Origin of the sequence: Pseudomonas sp. NBRC 111132 (assembly GCF_001320565.1) — a bacterium.
Taxonomy (GTDB): Bacteria; Pseudomonadota; Gammaproteobacteria; order Pseudomonadales; family Pseudomonadaceae; genus Aquipseudomonas; species Aquipseudomonas putida_P.
The window spans coordinates 120,458-137,650 of the sequence record NZ_BCBI01000007.1 but is presented as its reverse complement, the minus strand read 5'-3'; the positions used below and the strand labels follow the sequence as shown (position 1 = coordinate 137,650).

Below are 17,193 nucleotides of genomic sequence, written 5' to 3'. Positions count from 1 at the left end.
GCGCCACAAACCTCAAGGCATACCTCGCTTCTTACATCCTGCAACGCTCTATCCCACAGCCCCCGCGCCATCCTCTGCCATACTCCGCCGTACACAGTTTGAAATAGTCGCCCGATTGAATCGGCACGGCAGGCCCCTTATATACCCCGCAGTAAGCGACAACTCATCCGTCAGGAGAACGTAACAACCATGATGCGCATTCTGTTGTTTGTAGCCACCAACCTTGCGGTGGTGCTGGTTGCAAGCATTACCCTGAGCCTGTTCGGTTTCAACGGGTTCATGGCCGCCAACGGGGTCGACCTGAACCTCAGCAGCCTGCTGGTGTTCTGCGCCGTGTTCGGCTTTGCCGGCTCCCTCGTCTCGCTGTTCATCTCCAAGTGGATGGCGAAGATGAGCACCGGCACCCAGATCATCAGCCAACCGCGCACCCGTCACGAACAGTGGCTGCTGCAAACGGTCGAAGAGCTGTCCCGTGAGGCGGGCATCAAAATGCCCGAAGTGGGTATTTTCCCGGCCTACGAGGCCAACGCCTTCGCCACCGGCTGGAACCGCAACGACGCGCTGGTAGCCGTGTCCCAGGGCCTGCTGGAGCGCTTCTCGCCCGATGAAGTGCGTGCGGTACTGGCCCACGAAATCGGCCACGTCGCCAACGGCGACATGGTCACCCTGGCGCTGGTGCAGGGTGTGGTGAACACCTTCGTGATGTTCTTTGCACGCATCATCGGCAACTTCGTCGACAAGGTCATCTTCAAGAACGAAGAGGGCCAGGGCATTGCCTACTATGTGGCGACCATCGTTGCCGAGCTGATCCTGGGCATCCTGGCCAGCATGATCGTGATGTGGTTCTCGCGCCGCCGCGAATACCGCGCCGACGAAGCCGGTGCGCAGCTGGCCGGCACCTCGGCCATGATCGGTGCCTTGCAGCGCCTGCGCGTGGAACAAGGCCTGCCCGTGCACATGCCCGACACCATGAAGGCCTTCGGCATCAATGGCGGCCTCAAGCACGGCCTGGCCGGGCTGCTGATGAGCCACCCGCCGCTGGAAGACCGTATCGAGGCCCTGCGCCGTCGCGGTTGATCCACCTGGCAATGCAAAAAGGGCGACTTCGGTCGCCCTTTTTGCATGCGCCGGTCAGCGCTTGACCCGGTACACCCGCTCCAACAGGCTGCAAGCCCCGGCCTGCAAAAACTTCGGGCTCTCCTGAATAAGCTCCACCACCTCCAGCTCATCCATCTGCCACCCCGCAAAACCCTGCAGCACTTCTTTATCCCCTACTGAAAACGGCGGGCCGCCCAGCAGCGACTGGTCATAATCCAGGGTCACCAGCAACCCCCTGCAGCCCGCAGGCAGCCACGCCGACAGCAACCGCATGTACGCCGCGCGCATCTGCGGCGGCAATGCGATTAGCGCCGCCCGATCATAAAGGCCCACGCAGTCGGCGATATCCTCCGCCTGCAGCGTAAAGAAATCGCCACACCACAGCTCGATTTCGCCACTGCGCCAAACCTCGAAAGCTCCATGCTGCAAAACGTCGGCATCAAGCCCATGTTCACGGAAGAAGCCCTCCACCGCCTGCCGAGACAGCTCCACACCAAGCACGCGGTACCCCTGCCCAGCCAACCAGGCCAGGTCCAGGCTCTTGCCGCACAGCGGCACCAGCACACGACTGGCCGGCGCCAGCTGCAACTGTGGCCAATACTTCTGCAGGTAGGGGTTCACCTGCGCCTGATGAAAGCCAATCTGGTTATCGGCCCACCGCTTTTGCCAGAACGCTGGCTCCATGATCACTCCCGATTTTTAGATGGTTTTCCGGTAAAACTTGGTTTGGATTTCGATGTTTATTTGATCGAAGATGATTGCATCTTAACCTTCAGGACCTTGCCATGCTGCCCAGCCTGTTCATTTCCCATGGTTCCCCCATGCTCGCGCTGCAACCCGGCGCCAGCGGGCCGGCGCTAGCCGGGTTGGCCAATGTGCTGCCACGGCCAAAAGCGGTCGTGGTGGTGTCGGCGCACTGGGAAAGCCGCGAGCTGCTGGTTACCGGCAGCGCACAACCAGAAACCTGGCATGACTTCTACGGCTTCCCACCGGCCTTGTATGCGGTGCAATACCCGGCGCCGGGCGAACCTGCCCTTGCCGGCCAGGTCAGTGAGTTGTTGAAAGCGGCGGGTCTACCCGCGCGGCTGGACGCGCAGCGGCCGTTCGACCACGGCGCCTGGGTACCGTTGTCACTGATGTACCCTGATGCGAGCATTCCAGTGGTGCAGGTTTCACTGCCCAGCCAGATGGGCCCGGCGTTGCAGGTCAAGGTGGGGCAGGCGTTGGCGGGTTTGCGCGACGAGGGCATTTTGCTGATGGGGTCGGGCAGTATCACCCATAACCTTGGGGAACTGGACTGGCATGCCGGGCCGGACGTGATCGAGCCCTGGGCGCTGGCATTCAGGGATTGGGTGGTGGACAGACTGCTGGAAGATGACCAGGCATCTTTGCTGGATTACCGCAAGCAGGCGCCCTATGCGGTGCGCAACCATCCCAGTGATGAGCATTTCCTGCCGCTGTTCTTTGCCCTCGGGGCTGGGGGCAAGTTTGGGGTGGTACACCAAGGGTTTACCCTGGGGGCGCTGGGGATGGACATTTATCGGTTCGACTGAAGAGCGCAGGGCGCGCTTTGCGCCGTAAAATCCCACAGGCAAAAAAATCCCCAGCCTAGGCCGGGGATTTTTCATTGCGCAAGGATCAATCCTCGCGGTAGCGACGCAGCTTCAGCTGCTTGCCAGCCACGCGGGTGTCCTTGAGCTTGGACAGCAGCTTCTCCAGGCCGTCTTCCGGCAGCTCGACCAGGCTGAAGCTGTCGCGTACCTGGATACGGCCAATGGCGTCACGCGCCAGGCCACCCTCGTTGAGGATCGCGCCCAACAGGTTCTTGGCAGCGATACCGTCACGGGCACCCAGGGCGGTACGGCAACGTACACGGCCTTCGGCCAGCGGCAGCGGCGCGCGGCGCTCGCGGTCACCACGGTCAGGGCGCTCGCCACGGTCAGGACGCTCGCTACGCTCGCCACGCGGGGCACCAACGCCCGGCACCAGCGGCTGCTCACGCTCTACCGCAGCCAGGTCCAGCGCCTGGCCATTGGTGGCTTTGCGCAGCAAGGCCGAAGCCAGGGCACGCGCACTGCAACCCAGGTCGCTGGTCAGGCGGTCGAACAGCTCGCCGTGGGTGGCTTCAGCTTCAGCTACCAGTGGCGCCAGGCTCGACGTCAGCTTCTTGATGCGAGCATCCAGCACGGCCTGAGCATTCGGCAGGCGCGCTTCGGCAACTTTCTGCCCGGTAACACGCTCGATCACCTGCAGCATGCGGCGCTCACGCGGGGTGACCAGCAGCAGTGCGCGGCCATCGCGACCGGCACGGCCGGTACGGCCGATACGGTGAACGTAGGACTCCGGGTCGTACGGCATATCAACGTTGAACACGTGAGTGATGCGCGGTACGTCCAGGCCACGGGCAGCGACGTCGGTAGCAACGACGATGTCCAGGCGGCCATCCTTGAGCGAGTCGATCACGCGCTCACGCTGGTTCTGGGCGATGTCGCCGTTCAGCGCGGCAGCCTTGTAGCCCTTGGCTTCCAGCGCGGCGGCCAGGTCCAGGGTGGCTTGCTTGGTGCGCACGAAGGCGATCAGTGCGTCGAACTCTTCCACTTCCAGCAGACGCAGCACAGCCGGGATCTTCTGATCGGCGTGGACCATCAGGTGGGCCTGCTCGATCGCGGTAACGGTCTGGGTCTTGGTCTGGATCTTGACGTGCTTGGGTTCGCGCAGGTGACGCTCGGCGATCGAACGGATCGACGACGGCAGGGTAGCGGAGAACAGGACGGTCTGACGGGTAGCCGGGATTGCGTCGAAGATCACTTCGAGGTCATCCATGAAGCCCAGCTTCAGCATCTCGTCGGCTTCGTCCAGTACCAGGTACTGTACGGTCGACAGGACTTTTTCGTCACGACGCAGGTGGTCGCACAGACGGCCCGGGGTGGCCACGACGATTTGCGCGCCATTACGGATTGCGCGCAGCTGTGGGCCCATCGGGGCACCACCGTAGACGGCGACAACGTTAACGCCCGGCATCTGCTTGGCGTAGGTTTCGAAAGCGGTAGCAACTTGCAGCGCCAACTCACGGGTTGGCGCCAGGATCAGGGCTTGCGGTTCGCGCTTGCTCACATCGATCTTGTTGAGGATCGGCAGGGCGAAGGCAGCGGTTTTGCCGGTGCCAGTCTGCGCCTGGCCGATCATGTCGTGACCGGCGAGGATGATCGGGATCGATTGTTGCTGAATGGCGGACGGCTCTTCGTAGCCGGTAGCCACAACGGCAGCAACAATGTTCGGATTAAGATCGAGAGCGGCGAAGCCGCCGGTTTCCTGGGTCATGGGTCTGCCTCTAGGTGCATCCGCAAAGACCCATGCTCCAAAGCTGCACATGCCTTGAAAGACCGTCAGGTCACCCAGGCAGCTTTGGCGGCGGGGATTTGCGAAAACGATTGAAAAAGAAAACTTGGGAAGGTCCGCCTAGCGGACGTGCAGCCGAAGCTGGACTCGGAGGATTTGCACCACCTGATTTTGAGGTCCGCTAAAAGACCGGCGCGTACTATACCCGAAATAGTGGGGGACGTGAGGAATTTTTTCAGGGTGCAGGGCCACTGTCGGGCCATCAATTACTCCTCGCTGAATCGATAATGCCCTGCCCCCCTGACGCGCTCAGTGTAGGAGCGGCCTTGCGTCGCGATAGGGCCGCAAAGCGGCCCCTGCAATGTACGCGGCGAAGCTGAGATCCTGGGGGCGCTTCGCACCCCTTTCGCGACGCAAGGCCGCTCCTACACTGGCCGCGTCAGGCATTCAAGTAGCTGGCCGAATCTCGCGAATCAACCCTTCCAGGCTATAACCCAGTCGCGGCGCCAACGCCTCGGCCCGGGCCCGCAACCCCTCCAGGTCCAGCGCCTGCTCCAGGTCCGCCGGCACCAGCAAGATCACGTTGCCCTCCTTCACCGGCAACTCCCAGTAGTGCCGGTGGTACAACCCACGCAGCAACGCCGCGCCCAGCGGCTTGCCGTCGTCGGTGGCCCACTGGTTGATCACCAGCCAACCGCCCGGGTTCAGCTGCTGCTGGCAGTTCTCCAGGAAATTCCACGCCAGGTGCCCCACCCCCGGCCCATGGTCGGTGTACAAGTCGACGAACAACAGGTCGGCTTTCTCCGCCGTGGGCAGCAACTCGATGGCATCACCGATGCGCACGTACAAGCGAGGGTCGTCATCCAGCCCCATGTACTCCATGGCCAGGCGCGGCACATCTGCGCGCAACTCGATGGCCTCGATGTCGTCAAGCGGCAGAAACTTCATGCACGCCTGGGTCAGCGTGCCAGCACCCAGGCCGAGAAACAACGCGCTCTCCGGCTGTTCATGGCACAGCGCGCCCACCAGCATGGCACGGGTGTAGTCGTACTCCAGCCAGCTGGGGTCAGCCGTGAACACGCAGCTTTGCTCGATGGCATCGCCGAATTCCAGAAAGCGGTAGTCGTCCACTTCGTACACGCTGATGACGCCAAAGGCATCCTCCACCCGTGCCAGCAGCCGCTCTTGCCGTTCCGCCGTCATGCTCACCACCCACCCGCGCAAAAACGCGCATTGTCCGCCAACACCCTTGATGCAACAAGCGCAGCGCCAACTGTTACCATGGCCTGAAGCCTACAACCGACAAGACCGAGCCCGAGATGAACCAACCGTGGAGCCCTGACAGCTGGCGCGCCCTGCCGATCCAGCAGCAACCGACCTACCCCGATGCCGCGCACCTGCTGAAGGTTGAACAGACCTTGGCCAGCTACCCGCCGCTGGTGTTCGCGGGCGAGGCACGCGAGCTGCGCAGGCAGTTTGCCGAGGTGACCGAAGGCCGTGCGTTCCTGCTGCAGGGTGGCGATTGCGCCGAGAGCTTCGCCGAGTTCTCGGCGGCGAAAATCCGCGACACCTTCAAGGTGCTGCTGCAAATGGCCATTGTCATGACCTTTGCCGCTGGCTGCCCGGTGGTCAAGGTGGGGCGTATGGCCGGGCAGTTTGCCAAACCGCGCTCATCGGGCGATGAAACCATCGGCGACATCACCCTGCCCGCCTACCGAGGCGATATCGTCAATGGCATCGGCTTTGACGCCAAAAGCCGCATCCCCGACCCGGAGCGCCTGCTGCAGGCTTATCACCAGGCCACCGCCAGCCTTAACCTGCTGCGCGCTTTCGCCCAGGGCGGGTTTGCAGACCTGCACCAGGTGCACAAGTGGAACCTGGACTTCATCGCCAACTCGGCGCTGGCCGACAAGTACCACCAGCTGGCCAACCGCATCGATGAAACCCTGGCTTTCATGCGCGCCTGTGGCCTGGACAGTGCGCCGCAGCTGCGCGAAACCAGCTTCTTCACGGCCCACGAAGCATTGTTGCTGAACTATGAAGAAGCCTTCGTGCGCCAGGACAGCCTGACGGGTGACTACTACGACTGCTCGGCGCACATGTTGTGGATCGGCGACCGCACTCGCCAGCTCGACGGCGCCCATGTGGAGTTTCTGCGCGGCGTGCACAACCCGATCGGGGTCAAGGTTGGCCCAAGCATGAACCCAGAAGAGCTGATCCGCCTGATCGACACGCTCAACCCAGCCAACGACCCTGGGCGCCTGAACCTGATCGTGCGCATGGGCGCGAACAAGGTCGGCGACCACCTGCCGGGGCTGATCCGCACTGTCGAGCGCGAGGGGCGCAAGGTGTTGTGGAGCTCGGACCCGATGCACGGCAACACCATCAAGGCCAGCAGCGGCTACAAGACCCGCGATTTTGCGCAAATTCTGGATGAGGTGAAGCAGTTCTTCCAGGTGCATCAGGCCGAGGGCAGCCATGCCGGCGGCATCCATATCGAGATGACCGGGCAGAACGTCACTGAATGCATCGGCGGTGCACGGCCGATCACCGAGGACGCGTTGTCTGATCGGTACCACACCCATTGCGACCCGCGGATGAATGCCGATCAGTCGCTGGAGTTGGCGTTTTTGATTGCCGAAACGCTCAAACAGGTGCGGCGCTAAGCGCCCGGCGCAGCTGGCTGCCCTCTATGCGCGGGCAGTTCAGTTGCACCCTCTCCAGACCCAACCAGTTGGCCAGTCGCAACAAATGGCCCGCCAGCGCGTCATACCCCTCCTCGTCTAGCCCAGGTGTTTCTGCATGCACGGCGTGCACTGCCAGTTGCCCTTGGGTGCGTTCGGCACGCAGGTCTACCCGCGCGACGATCCGTTCGCGGTATAGAAACGGCAGCACGTAGTAGCCATACACCCGTTTGTGCGCCGGGGTGTAGATTTCCAGGCGGTAGCGGAAGTCGAACAAGCGCTCGGTACGGTTGCGCTCCCAGACCAGCGAATCGAACGGCGACAGTAGCGCGCTGGCTTCGATGCGCCGGGGAATGCGCGGCATACCAGCGCAATAGCCGGGTTGCTTCCACCCCTGCACCGCGACCGCTTGCAAGCGACCGTCGGCCAGCAGCTCGGCCAGCGCCGCCTTGCCCTGCGCCGGCTCCAGGCGAAAGTAGTCGCGCAGGTCACGTTCGGTGCCAACACCCAGGGCAGCGGCGGCGTGAAGCATCAAGCCCTGATGCGCCTCGGCCTCGCGGGGTAGTGTCTGGTCGAGGATCGCCTTGGGCAAAACCTTTTCCGGTACATCGTAAAGCCGCTCAAAACCACGGCGGCCCGCCACAGTCACTTCGCCTGCGGCGAACAGCCACTCCAACGCGTGCTTTTCCTCGCTCCAGTCCCACCAGGGTCCGGCGCGTTCCTCGCGGGTGGACAGGCTGCCCGCGCCCAGTGCGCCCTGTTCACGAACAGCAGCCAGTACCCGGGCGATCACGTCCTGGCGCTCGCGGCCAAACTGCGCGAGCTGGCGGTAGATACCGCGACCATCGGCAGCATGGGCCATGCGCCAGCGCAGCAGCGGGTACAGGCTCAATGGCAGCAGCGAGGCTTCGTGCCCCCAGTATTCGAACAACTGGCGCTGGCGGCCCCGGCCCCAGGCAAGCTGGTCGAGGGTGGCAGGCGAATAGTCGCCCAGCCGGGAGAAAAGCGGCAGGTAGTGGGAGCGAACCAGAGCGTTGACCGAGTCGATCTGCAGCACGCCCAGACGTTGCAGCATGCGCTTCACTGCGGGCAGGGTTGGCGGTGCTTCCGGGTGTTTGCCGAAGCCTTGGGCAGACAGTGCCAGGCGGCGGGCCTGGTTGATGGACAGCTTGAGGGACAAGCCTGGTCTCCTTGTATTGCCTGCTCTGGCCTCTTCGCGGGTAAACCCGCGAAGAGGCCGGTAAGCCCAACGACAAACTTAGCCTATTTACGCAGCGGATCATCCCAGAAATGCCGCTCGGCCTCTTGTTGGATATCCGCCCGGCTCAACCCCAGGTCATGCAAGGTTGCATCACTGAGGCGGGCCAGTTCCTGCCGCTGGCGGTACAGCTGCAGCCAGCGCGCCGGGCGCTGCAGGGCCGCATGCCACAGGTGGTTCAGGGAAAAGGCAGGTTGCTGGATGCTGCTGACATGACCTTTCATCGTGAAGCCCTCCGTGTTGGATGGCCTCAGTTTCACGCCGGGCTTAAGATCAATCCAACGAATGTTTCTGATGCGATGCATCTCGGAGATTGATGCAATGTCCCAGTACCAGAGCCTCGATGCGGACGTGCTGCGCACCTTCGTCGCCATCGCCGAGCAAGGCGGCTTCACCCGCGCCGGTGAGGTGGTCAACCGCACCCAGTCGGCGGTAAGCATGCAGATGAAACGCCTGGAAGAAGACATCCTGCAGCGCCAACTGTTCGAGCGCGATGGCCGCCAGGTAAGGCTGACCGCCGAAGGCCAGGTGCTACTGGGCTATGCCCGGCGCATCCTCAAGCTGCACGGCGAAGTGTTCAACACCCTGCGCATGCCGCACATGGTCGGGCTGGTGCGCATCGGCACACCAGACGACTACGCCATGCGTTTCCTGCCGACCATTCTTTCGAGCTTTGCCCAGGCCTACCCGCTGGTGCAGGTGGAGGTGCACTGCGACTCCTCCAAGCAGCTGATGCTGCGCCAGGACCTGGACCTGACCATCGTCACCCGCGAGCCGGGCAACGAGGTTGGCCAACTGCTGCGTCAGGAACGCCTGGTGTGGGCTGCCGCCGAAGGCTTTTGCCCACAGGAACAGCGGCCGATGCCGGTGGCGCTGTTCAACACTGATTGTTTCTGCCGGGCCTGGACCTGCAATGCCCTGGAAGCCCAGGGCATTGATTACCGCATTGCCTACACAAGCCCCAGCTTGGCGGCGATCTTTGCCATAGTCACGGCCGGCTTGGCCGTGACGGCGCAGTTGCAAAGCCTGATTGGCGGAAACATTCGCATACTGGGTGAACAGGATGGGCTACCGCAGCTGCCAGTGGCCAATGTGATGCTGGTGCGCGGTACTCAGCACCCTTCGCCTATTACCGATTGCATGGCGGACTATATCGTCGAAGGGTTCAAGTAATTTGGGGCTGCTGCGAATGGGCCGCAAAATCTCAAAGCTCAAACCCCAGCATCACCGCACACACAACCAGAAACACACAGAACATCGCCCGCAATACCTTCTCCGGCAGCGCATGGGCCAACTTCACCCCCCAACTAATACTGAGCAAGCCACCCACCGCCAACGGGATCCCCACTCCCCAGTCAACGCTGTGGTGCACGCCATAGGTCACCAAAGTCACCAAGGTACTCGGCGCGGCAAGTGCTAGCGACAGCCCTTGCGCCACCACCTGGGTGGTACCGAACACACTGGTCAGGATCGGCGTGGCCACTACCGCCCCGCCCACGCCGAACAAGCCGCCCATGGTGCCGGCAAAGCTGCCCAGCACGCCCAGCCATGGCCAGGCATAACGCAGTTCGGCACTGGGCGGCGACACCTTCATGAACATCCGCGCCACGTTCCACACCGCCAGCGCCACCAGAAAGCCGACAAAGCCCAGGCGCATGGAATGCGCATCCAGCCCAACCGCCCAGATCGACCCCAGCCACGCGAACAAGAAGCTGCACGCCGACAGCGGCACGGCATGGCGCAACTCGATGCGGTTGCGCTGGTGATAACGCCACAGCGCCAGCAGCACGTTCGGCACCACCATCACCAGCGCCGTCCCCTGTGCCAGCTGCTGGTCCAGGCCAAACAGCACGCCAAGTGCCGGAATCGCAATCAACCCGCCACCAATGCCGAACAAGCCACCCATGGTGCCCAGGGCTGCACCCAGTACGATATACAACAACCACTCGATCATCAGGGCCTCGCCCGCCAGTGCCAATAATGCCAGCATGCTAACGACTGTGCGCTGGCGGGGAAACGCACAGCAGCGCACAATGGCTGTGCGCTTTTCGCAAAAGCAAGGCAGCCATGAGCCCCGATACCCTGACCGACCAACTGAGCCTGTTCCTCGATGTGCTGGAAACCGGCAGCTTTTCTGCCGCCGCTCGTCGCCACCCGCTGACGCCTTCTGCGGTAGCCCGGCGCATCGACAACCTTGAAAGTGCCGTCGGCAGCCGCCTGTTCACTCGTAGCACCCACGCCGTGAGGGCCACTCCTGCCGGCAATGCATTTGCCGAGCGGGCCAGGCGCATCATCGAGGAACTGCGCCTGGCCCGAGCCGAAGCGGTGTCGCTGAGCAACGCCCCCGAAGGGCTGATCCGCATTGACGCCCCCGCCGCGTTCGGCCGCCGCCACCTGGCCCCGGCGATTGCCGACTTCCTGGTGGCCTACCCAGGCCTGGACGTGCAACTGCGCCTGATCGACAGCTTCGTCGATCTGCATGGCAGCCACCTGGGCGAGGTCGATCTGGTGCTGCGCGCCGGCCCCCTGGCCGACACCCGCCTGGTCGCCACGCCGCTGGCCTACATGGTACGCATCGCCTGCGCCAGCCCCGCCTACCTGGCCAGCCGCGGCATACCCACCTGCCCCAGCGAGTTGCCAGGGCATGACGGGCTGGACTGGGACGGCCTGGCGCCGCCGTTCGCCTGGCGCTTCAGTGTGGCCGGGCAAACCCGCTTGTACCGCCCCGCCCGCATGCGCATGGCCGCCAACAACGCCGAAACCCTGTTGTTCGGCGCCCTCGCCGGCTTAGGCATAGCCCACCTGCCCACCTGGCTTATCAGCGAATACCTGCTGCGCGGCGAGTTGATCCCACTGTTTTGCCAGGGCGGCCTGCCTGAAGCCGAGACCAGTGGTATTTACGCGCTGCGCCTGGAACACGAAACGAACTCTCGCAGCCGTTTGCTGCTCGAATTCCTCAAGAGCCGCTTCAGCCCGATTCCACCCTGGGACCTGGCTTTACGCAGTGAACTGCGCGAGTAATGCGCGCACTAATGATCAGCGTGCCAGAATTTCCCATTGATTACCTTGAAGGACCTGCATGAACGCCGACACCCACGCATCCTGTGACGAGCTGCTGCTGGACAACCAGGTCTGCTTCGCCCTGCACTCCACCTCGTTGCTGATGACCAAGGTCTACAAACCGCTGCTGCAGGCGCTGGGCCTGACCTACCCGCAATACCTGGCCATGCTCGTGTTGTGGGAGCGTGACGGCCTGACCGTGGGCGAAATCAGCCAGCATCTGCTGACCGACCCAGGGTCGCTGACCCCGCTGCTCAAGCGCCTGGAAAGCGAAGGCCTGTTGCAGCGCAATCGCAGCCGCGAGGATGAACGGGTGGTGATGGTGCATCTGACCGACAAGGGCCGCGCCCTGCAACAGCAGGCCAAACAGGTCCCGCAGTGCATCCTCAAGGCCAGCGGGCGCAGCCTGGAGCAATTGCAGCAACTGCAGGCGGACCTGCTGGACCTGCGTGAAAGCCTGCAGAAAAACCTCTGAGGACTATGCTGTGCTGTGGCCGTTCGGATGAGCGGTGACGATTTATCTTGCGCACTAACTAATTGCGCGCTAACTTAAATCCCACACCAACCCGCGCCCTCCTGCAAACAGGAGCGCACAGCACATTAGCGAGGCTCAAGATGCAAAAGGTCACTCCGCTGTACATCGCAGAAGCTACCTCCACCGGTGGGCGCGACGGCAAATCCAAGTCCAGCGACGGCAAGCTGGTCGTCAGCCTGAGCACCCCCAAGGAACTGGGCGGCGCTGGCGGTGACGGCACCAACCCTGAACAGATGTTCGCCGCCGGATATTCGGCATGCTTCATCGGCGCCCTGAAATTCGTGGCCGGGCAAGAGAAGAAAGCCCTGCCGGCAGATGCCTCGATCACCGCCAAGGTGGGTATCGGGCAGATCCCGGGCGGTTTCGGCCTGGACATCGACCTGCACATCAACCTGCCGGGCCTGGCCCAGGCGGATGCCGAAGGGCTGGTGGAGAAAGCGCACAAGGTCTGCCCGTACTCCAATGCCACCCGCGGTAATGTGGATGTACGCCTGCATGTGACGGTGTAAGGCCCAGGCATAAAAAAACCCGGCCAAGGCCGGGTTTTTTGCGTCTCGCAAGAAGAATTACTTCTTGGAACGGCCTTTGAAGCTGTTGTCGCGAGTGTCGATGTCGATCCACTCGTCGATCTGGATGAAGTCGGCAACCTGGATCTCGGTGCCGTTCTTCAGTTTGGCAGGCTTCATGACCTTGCCCGAGGTGTCGCCGCGAGCAGCGTTCTCGGTGTAGACAACCTGACGGCTGATGGTGGTCGGCAGTTCAACCGATACCAGGCGGCCTTCGAAGAACACGGCTTCGCAGATGTCTTCCATGCCTTCTTCGATGTACGGCAGAACGGCGTCGATGTCTTCGGCGTTCAGTTCGTACATGGTGTAGTCGGTGGTGTCCATGAAGGTGTACGAGTCACCGCTGATGAACGACAGGGTCGCTTCTTTGCGATCCAGGATCACGTCGTCCAGCTTGTCGTCCGCACCGTATACGGTTTCGGTCTTGTAGCCGGTCAGCAGGTTCTTCAGCTTGGTCTTCATGATCGCGCTGTTACGGCCCGACTTGGTGAACTCAGCTTTTTGAACCAGCCACGGGTCGTTGTCGATCCGCAGGACGGTACCGGGTTTCAGTTCTTTACCAGTTTTCATTACGAAGTATCCGAATCTGGATGGATTTATAAAAATCGAGGCCGCGTATCATAGCGAATTTCGGTAAAAGTGTACTAGCGCTGTGGCAAGGTCCGGCTGAGCGGCCTGTCTCACCACCCAACGCCGGGCATGTTGCTGCAGTTCTGGCCAATGCTGGCGGGCCGCCTGCCAGGCCTGGCCCATGTCGAAATCCATGTTCCAGGCGCGCCACAGGCCAAGCAAGGCGGCATCGGCATCGCCTGACAAGCCACGGCGATAATGCGCCAGAAACGCTTCGAGCTTTTCCCAATGGGCATTCTCGTCCTGCACATAGATGTGCCACAGCATCGGCTGCCCCGCCCACTGCGCACGCACGAACGAGTCCTCACCGCGCACGGCGTTGAAGTCGCAACTCCACAACAGCCTGTCGAAGTCGTCCTGGCTGACGAAAGGCAGCACCTGTACGGTCAGCGCCCCACGCGTGCGCACATCGCCCACCTGCAGTTGCGCCTCGCCAAGCCACTGGCTGAGCCCTGCGACGATGCGCCCTTGCGGCACCAGCAGGTGACACGGTTGCGCACCTGTAGCCAGGGCATCGAGCCAGCTGGCCAACTGTGGGTTTTCGTAGGCGAACAGCGAGACCAGCAACGCCCCCGGCACAGGGTTTACGCCAAGCCCTTGCAGGAAGGTTTGGCGCGCATCGGCGGACTGCTGGAACGCGTCACGCCGCGCCAGCAGCGAGCCCTCGCGCAGCAAGCCACCGGTTCTTTCGGTAAACCCCGGGAAGAAAAACACCTTGCGCAGGCCGTTGGCCTGCGGTGAAGGCAAGCCATGGCAACCCTCCACCCAATCCTCGGCGCTAAGGTACTCAAGGTTCAGCCACAGCGGCGGCAGCGGGCGGGCACGCATGGCTTCGACATAAGCCGCCGGTAGCTGGCAGGCGAACGCGCCGATCACCACATCGGCCGGCACCACCGGCAACCACTGCGCCGGCCAGTGGCGTACATCCACACCGTGCTGCCACTGCTGCGCAGCGGTGGCATCGGCACCGGGGCACATGGGCGCGAAGGCGTTGAGGTCATCCACCCACAGGCGCACGGCCATGCCATGCTCGGCCACCAACTGCCGGGCCAGGCGCCAGGTCACGCCGATGTCGCCGTAGTTGTCGACGACGCTGCAGAAGATGTCCCAGGTGGCGTTCATGCGCCCCTCCCGTGCTGATGCAAAAACCGCGAATTCTGCGCATAAATTGTCGCCGACAAAAGCACCTGCGCGGAAAAATGCCCATGCGCATGCGACAATGCACCCCGACCACCTTGCCAGGAGGCTGCCATGCCCCGCCACCGTGAACTGAAAATCACCCTCAAGCCGTTGCAGTTGATCCTGTGCGTTGCCTTGGGCCTGTGGCTGGGCGCCGTGGCCATTGCCGTGAGCCTGTGGCTGGCCCAGCAATGGTGGCCACAGCAGGTACAACCCCTGGCCCAGGCTGCAGCACCCAACGCATACCGCCCCGCCGCACCACCTGCGCCGGCTGCGGCCCAGGATACCCAGGCCGAAATGTTCGAGCGCTACAAGGACATCCTGCACAAGCAGGAACTGCAACAGGCCGCCGACGCCGCCCAGGGCAACCCGCGCAACCTGAACAGCCCCAAGTGCCAGTTCTGGCTGCAGCAGAACCGTACCGCGCCCACCGACAAAAGCCAGGCCAACGTGCTGGAGTTCTGTTACTGACCATGAACAAGCCCCACCTGCTGGCGCTGATCGTCGCCACCCTCGAGCATGACCTGGATGTGCTGACCCGCGCAGCGCAAACCGCCTACGAGGCCGCCACCGCCGAAGAGAACATTGCCGAGAACAAGTACGACACCCTGGGCCTGGAGGCCTCGTACCTGGCCACCGGCCAGGCCCGCCGCAGCGGGGAAATCCGCCAGGCGCTGTTGATTTACCAGCAACTGCTACTGCGTGACTACGACCCGGCGCGCGGGGTGCAGGTGAGCAACCTGGTGACGCTGGAGGATGAGCTTGGTGGGCAACGCCGGCTATTGCTCGGGCCAGAAGCCGCTGGGTTGAAAATTGGCGAGGGGGATGGGCTGGTGACAGTCATTACCCCACGCTCGCCGTTGGGGCAGCAGTTGATGGGCAAGAAGATCGATGACGAGGTGAATCTGGGCCAGCAGTTATTGTTCATTGTTGATGTTGCCTGACCCGGCCCCTTCGCGCCTGGCCTAACGCGGTCATTGCACGAGCGCATCAACCCAGGAAAAGTGCTGCAACGTCAAAGGGCCTGCAAAGCATCGAACCGCACCGCCAACCCCTGCTCGGCAAACTGCTCCACGACAAAATCGATGAACGCCCGGGTCTTGCCCGGCATCAGCTTGTGCTCGGCGAAATACAGGCTGATATGCCCATCATCCACGTACCAGTCCGGCAACACCCGCCGCAGCCGGCCTGCCTGAAGGTAAGGCACGGCAAACGGCAAGCTCACCAGGGCAATACCCAGCCCCTGCTCGGCCACCGCGCAAGCCGCGTCCGAATCGCTCATGGTCATCGCCTGGCGCAATTGCAGTGGCTGCTGCGCCTGCCAGCGACTGGTCAGCGGCCATGAGCGCACCCGCCCGGTCTGCGGTGAGCGGATCAGAATGCCGTCATGGCGGTGCAGCACCTGGGGGTCGTCAATTGGCGCGTGCCGCTGCAAATAGGCTGGCGCCGCCACCAGCACCCGGTGCGCCGGAGTCAGCTTGCGCGCCACCACGCCTGGCGGCAGTTCGAAACCACCGCCAATCGCGGCATCGAAGCCTTGGCCAATCAGGTCGACCTGGCGGTTGTCGAAATGCCAATCCGGGGTAATCGCCGGGTAGCGGCGCAAGAATTCGCTCAGCAACGGCAGCACGTACAAACGCCCGAACACCGTGCCCATGCTCACCCGCAGCAACCCGGCCGGCTGGCCTTCGGCGCTGGCCAGGTTGGCCACGGCGTACTGGATAGTGCGGAAGCTGTCGCTGACCTCGCCAAGAAAACGCTGCCCTGCTTCAGTCAAGGTCAGCTTGCGGGTACTACGCTGGAACAACCGCACACCCAGACGCGCTTCCAATTGGGCAACATGCTTGCCCACAGCAGCCGGGGTAATGCTCAGGCGCCTGGCGGCCTCGGCAAAACTGCCGACTTCGGCACTGCGGATGAAGCATTCCAACGCGTTGAACGATTCCACGGCCATGATTAGCAACCCAAGGTTTACTCTGCTGATAGTGATTGCCATCTTATCAGCAGGTAATCAAGCGCCGATACTTTGCCCATCCAAGGCATTTCGGCCTGGCTTCCAGCAGGAGATCAGCATGTCCAAGCAACTTTCACTCGAAGGCAAAGTGGCCCTGGTTCAGGGCGGTTCCCGCGGTATTGGTGCGGCCATCGTACGGCGCCTGGCCCGCGAAGGCGCGCACGTGGCCTTCACCTATGTCAGCTCTGCCGGCCCGGCAGAAGAACTGGCCCGCGAAATCAGCGAAAACGGTGGCAAAGCCCTGGCCCTGCGGGCCGACAGCGCCGATGCAGCGGCCGTGCAACTGGCAGTGGATGACGCCGTGAAGGCCTTCGGCAGGCTGGATATCCTGGTCAACAACGCCGGCGTGCTGGCGGTGGCCCCGCTGGCCGAATTCGACCTGGCCGACTTCGACCGCATGCTGGCGGTGAACGTACGCAGTGTGTTCGTCGCCAGCCAGGCCGCCGCACGCTACATGGGCCAGGGTGGGCGCATCATCAACATTGGCAGCACCAATGCCGAGCGCATGCCGTTTGCCGGCGGTGCGCCGTACGCCATGAGCAAGTCTGCGCTGGTTGGCCTGACCCGCGGCATGGCGCGTGACCTCGGGCCGCAGGGCATTACCGTGAACAACGTACAACCGGGGCCAGTGGACACCGACATGAACCCGGCCAGCGGCGAGTTTGCCGAGAGCCTGATCCCGTTGATGGCGATCGGCCGGTATGGCGAGCCAGAGGAAATTGCCAGCTTCGTGGCTTACCTGGCGGGGCCTGAAGCCGGGTACATCACCGGGGCCAGCCTGACGGTGGACGGTGGGTTTGCAGCCTGATTGAAGGTTTGCCTGTTCCGGC

General features: G+C 62.9%; 19 protein-coding genes. 10 read left to right on the top strand and 9 right to left on the bottom strand.

Features of this window, described 5'->3' with window-relative positions; genetic code table 11:
• Positions 1 to 189: 189 nt before the first annotated feature.
• A complete protein-coding gene (htpX, locus tag APH35_RS05580; protein ID WP_012271122.1) occupies positions 190 to 1,077 on the top strand; it encodes a protease HtpX in 888 nt (295 codons plus the stop codon).
• 54 nt (positions 1,078 to 1,131) lie between these two features.
• Here htpX and APH35_RS05575 read toward each other — a convergent pair whose 3' ends face one another.
• Positions 1,132 to 1,782: a thiopurine S-methyltransferase gene (locus tag APH35_RS05575; RefSeq protein WP_060494489.1), complete on the bottom strand. Its 651-nt coding sequence runs from the start codon at positions 1,780 to 1,782 to the stop codon at positions 1,132 to 1,134.
• Positions 1,783 to 1,883: 101 nt separating this feature from the next.
• Between APH35_RS05575 and APH35_RS05570 the strand changes: the two genes are divergently transcribed.
• Positions 1,884 to 2,651, top strand: coding sequence for a DODA-type extradiol aromatic ring-opening family dioxygenase (locus APH35_RS05570; RefSeq protein ID WP_060514366.1), 768 nt, complete (start codon positions 1,884 to 1,886; stop codon positions 2,649 to 2,651).
• A gap of 85 nt (positions 2,652 to 2,736) precedes the next feature.
• Here the strand turns inward: APH35_RS05570 and APH35_RS05565 are convergent, their stop codons facing one another.
• Positions 2,737 to 4,419: a DEAD/DEAH box helicase gene (locus APH35_RS05565; RefSeq protein WP_012271119.1), complete on the bottom strand. Its 1,683-nt coding sequence runs from the start codon at positions 4,417 to 4,419 to the stop codon at positions 2,737 to 2,739.
• Between the two features lie 465 nt (positions 4,420 to 4,884).
• On the bottom strand, positions 4,885 to 5,640 hold the full coding sequence (locus tag APH35_RS05560) for a spermidine synthase (protein WP_012271118.1): 756 nt from the start codon (positions 5,638 to 5,640) through the stop codon (positions 4,885 to 4,887).
• A gap of 116 nt (positions 5,641 to 5,756) precedes the next feature.
• On the opposite strand from APH35_RS05560, the gene APH35_RS05555 reads away from it, so the two are divergent.
• Positions 5,757 to 7,103, top strand: a complete 1,347-nt coding sequence (locus tag APH35_RS05555; RefSeq protein WP_012271117.1) for a class II 3-deoxy-7-phosphoheptulonate synthase — start codon at positions 5,757 to 5,759, stop codon at positions 7,101 to 7,103.
• Here the strand turns inward: APH35_RS05555 and APH35_RS05550 are convergent.
• Both APH35_RS05550 and APH35_RS05545 read right to left on the bottom strand, forming a co-directional pair.
• Positions 7,084 to 8,301 (bottom strand): winged helix-turn-helix domain-containing protein, encoded by a 1,218-nt coding sequence (locus tag APH35_RS05550; protein WP_060514365.1) that lies wholly within the window; start codon positions 8,299 to 8,301, stop codon positions 7,084 to 7,086. The two genes, APH35_RS05555 and APH35_RS05550, sit on opposite strands and share 20 nt — an antisense overlap.
• An 83-nt stretch (positions 8,302 to 8,384) precedes the next feature.
• Positions 8,385 to 8,603, bottom strand: coding sequence for a DUF1127 domain-containing protein (locus APH35_RS05545; protein ID WP_012271115.1), 219 nt, complete (start codon positions 8,601 to 8,603; stop codon positions 8,385 to 8,387).
• 97 nt (positions 8,604 to 8,700) lie between these two features.
• Here APH35_RS05545 and APH35_RS05540 point away from each other — a divergent pair, with 97 nt between their 5' ends.
• Positions 8,701 to 9,552, top strand: coding sequence for a LysR substrate-binding domain-containing protein (locus APH35_RS05540; RefSeq protein ID WP_012271114.1), 852 nt, complete (start codon positions 8,701 to 8,703; stop codon positions 9,550 to 9,552).
• A gap of 31 nt (positions 9,553 to 9,583) precedes the next feature.
• Here APH35_RS05540 and APH35_RS05535 read toward each other — a convergent pair whose 3' ends face one another.
• Positions 9,584 to 10,333, bottom strand: coding sequence for a sulfite exporter TauE/SafE family protein (locus APH35_RS05535; protein WP_041166652.1), 750 nt, complete (start codon positions 10,331 to 10,333; stop codon positions 9,584 to 9,586).
• A 113-nt stretch (positions 10,334 to 10,446) separates the two neighbouring features.
• Here APH35_RS05535 and APH35_RS05530 point away from each other — a divergent pair, with 113 nt between their 5' ends.
• The 3 genes from APH35_RS05530 to APH35_RS05520 all read left to right on the top strand — a co-directional run bounded on the left by APH35_RS05530 (position 10,447) and on the right by APH35_RS05520 (position 12,483).
• A complete protein-coding gene (locus APH35_RS05530; RefSeq protein WP_060514364.1) occupies positions 10,447 to 11,400 on the top strand; it encodes a LysR family transcriptional regulator in 954 nt (317 codons plus the stop codon).
• Between the two features lie 58 nt (positions 11,401 to 11,458).
• Positions 11,459 to 11,914: a MarR family winged helix-turn-helix transcriptional regulator gene (locus tag APH35_RS05525; RefSeq protein WP_012271111.1), complete on the top strand. Its 456-nt coding sequence runs from the start codon at positions 11,459 to 11,461 to the stop codon at positions 11,912 to 11,914.
• Between the two features lie 140 nt (positions 11,915 to 12,054).
• On the top strand, positions 12,055 to 12,483 hold the full coding sequence (locus APH35_RS05520; protein ID WP_012271110.1) for an organic hydroperoxide resistance protein: 429 nt from the start codon (positions 12,055 to 12,057) through the stop codon (positions 12,481 to 12,483).
• 57 nt (positions 12,484 to 12,540) lie between these two features.
• On the opposite strand, the gene efp is transcribed toward APH35_RS05520, so the two are convergent.
• Positions 12,541 to 13,110, bottom strand: coding sequence for an elongation factor P (efp, locus tag APH35_RS05515; protein ID WP_012271109.1), 570 nt, complete (start codon positions 13,108 to 13,110; stop codon positions 12,541 to 12,543).
• Positions 13,111 to 13,158: 48 nt separating this feature from the next.
• Positions 13,159 to 14,292 (bottom strand): elongation factor P maturation arginine rhamnosyltransferase EarP, encoded by a 1,134-nt coding sequence (gene earP, locus APH35_RS05510; protein ID WP_012271108.1) that lies wholly within the window; start codon positions 14,290 to 14,292, stop codon positions 13,159 to 13,161.
• 129 nt (positions 14,293 to 14,421) lie between these two features.
• On the opposite strand from earP, the gene APH35_RS05505 reads away from it, so the two are divergent.
• Positions 14,422 to 14,820, top strand: coding sequence for a hypothetical protein (locus APH35_RS05505; RefSeq protein WP_060494343.1), 399 nt, complete (start codon positions 14,422 to 14,424; stop codon positions 14,818 to 14,820).
• A gap of 2 nt (positions 14,821 to 14,822) precedes the next feature.
• The gene (locus tag APH35_RS05500) at positions 14,823 to 15,293 is read left to right on the top strand and encodes a GreA/GreB family elongation factor (RefSeq protein WP_012271106.1); all 471 of its coding nucleotides are present in this window, start codon (positions 14,823 to 14,825) and stop codon (positions 15,291 to 15,293) included.
• Between the two features lie 71 nt (positions 15,294 to 15,364).
• Here the strand turns inward: APH35_RS05500 and APH35_RS05495 are convergent, their stop codons facing one another.
• Positions 15,365 to 16,303 carry a LysR family transcriptional regulator gene (locus APH35_RS05495; protein WP_060494344.1) on the bottom strand — a complete coding sequence of 313 codons (939 nt, stop codon included), beginning with the start codon at positions 16,301 to 16,303 and terminating at the stop codon, positions 15,365 to 15,367.
• Between the two features lie 118 nt (positions 16,304 to 16,421).
• Here APH35_RS05495 and APH35_RS05490 point away from each other — a divergent pair, with 118 nt between their 5' ends.
• Positions 16,422 to 17,171 (top strand): 3-oxoacyl-ACP reductase family protein, encoded by a 750-nt coding sequence (locus APH35_RS05490; RefSeq protein WP_012271104.1) that lies wholly within the window; start codon positions 16,422 to 16,424, stop codon positions 17,169 to 17,171.
• The last annotated feature ends 22 nt before the right edge of the window (positions 17,172 to 17,193 follow it).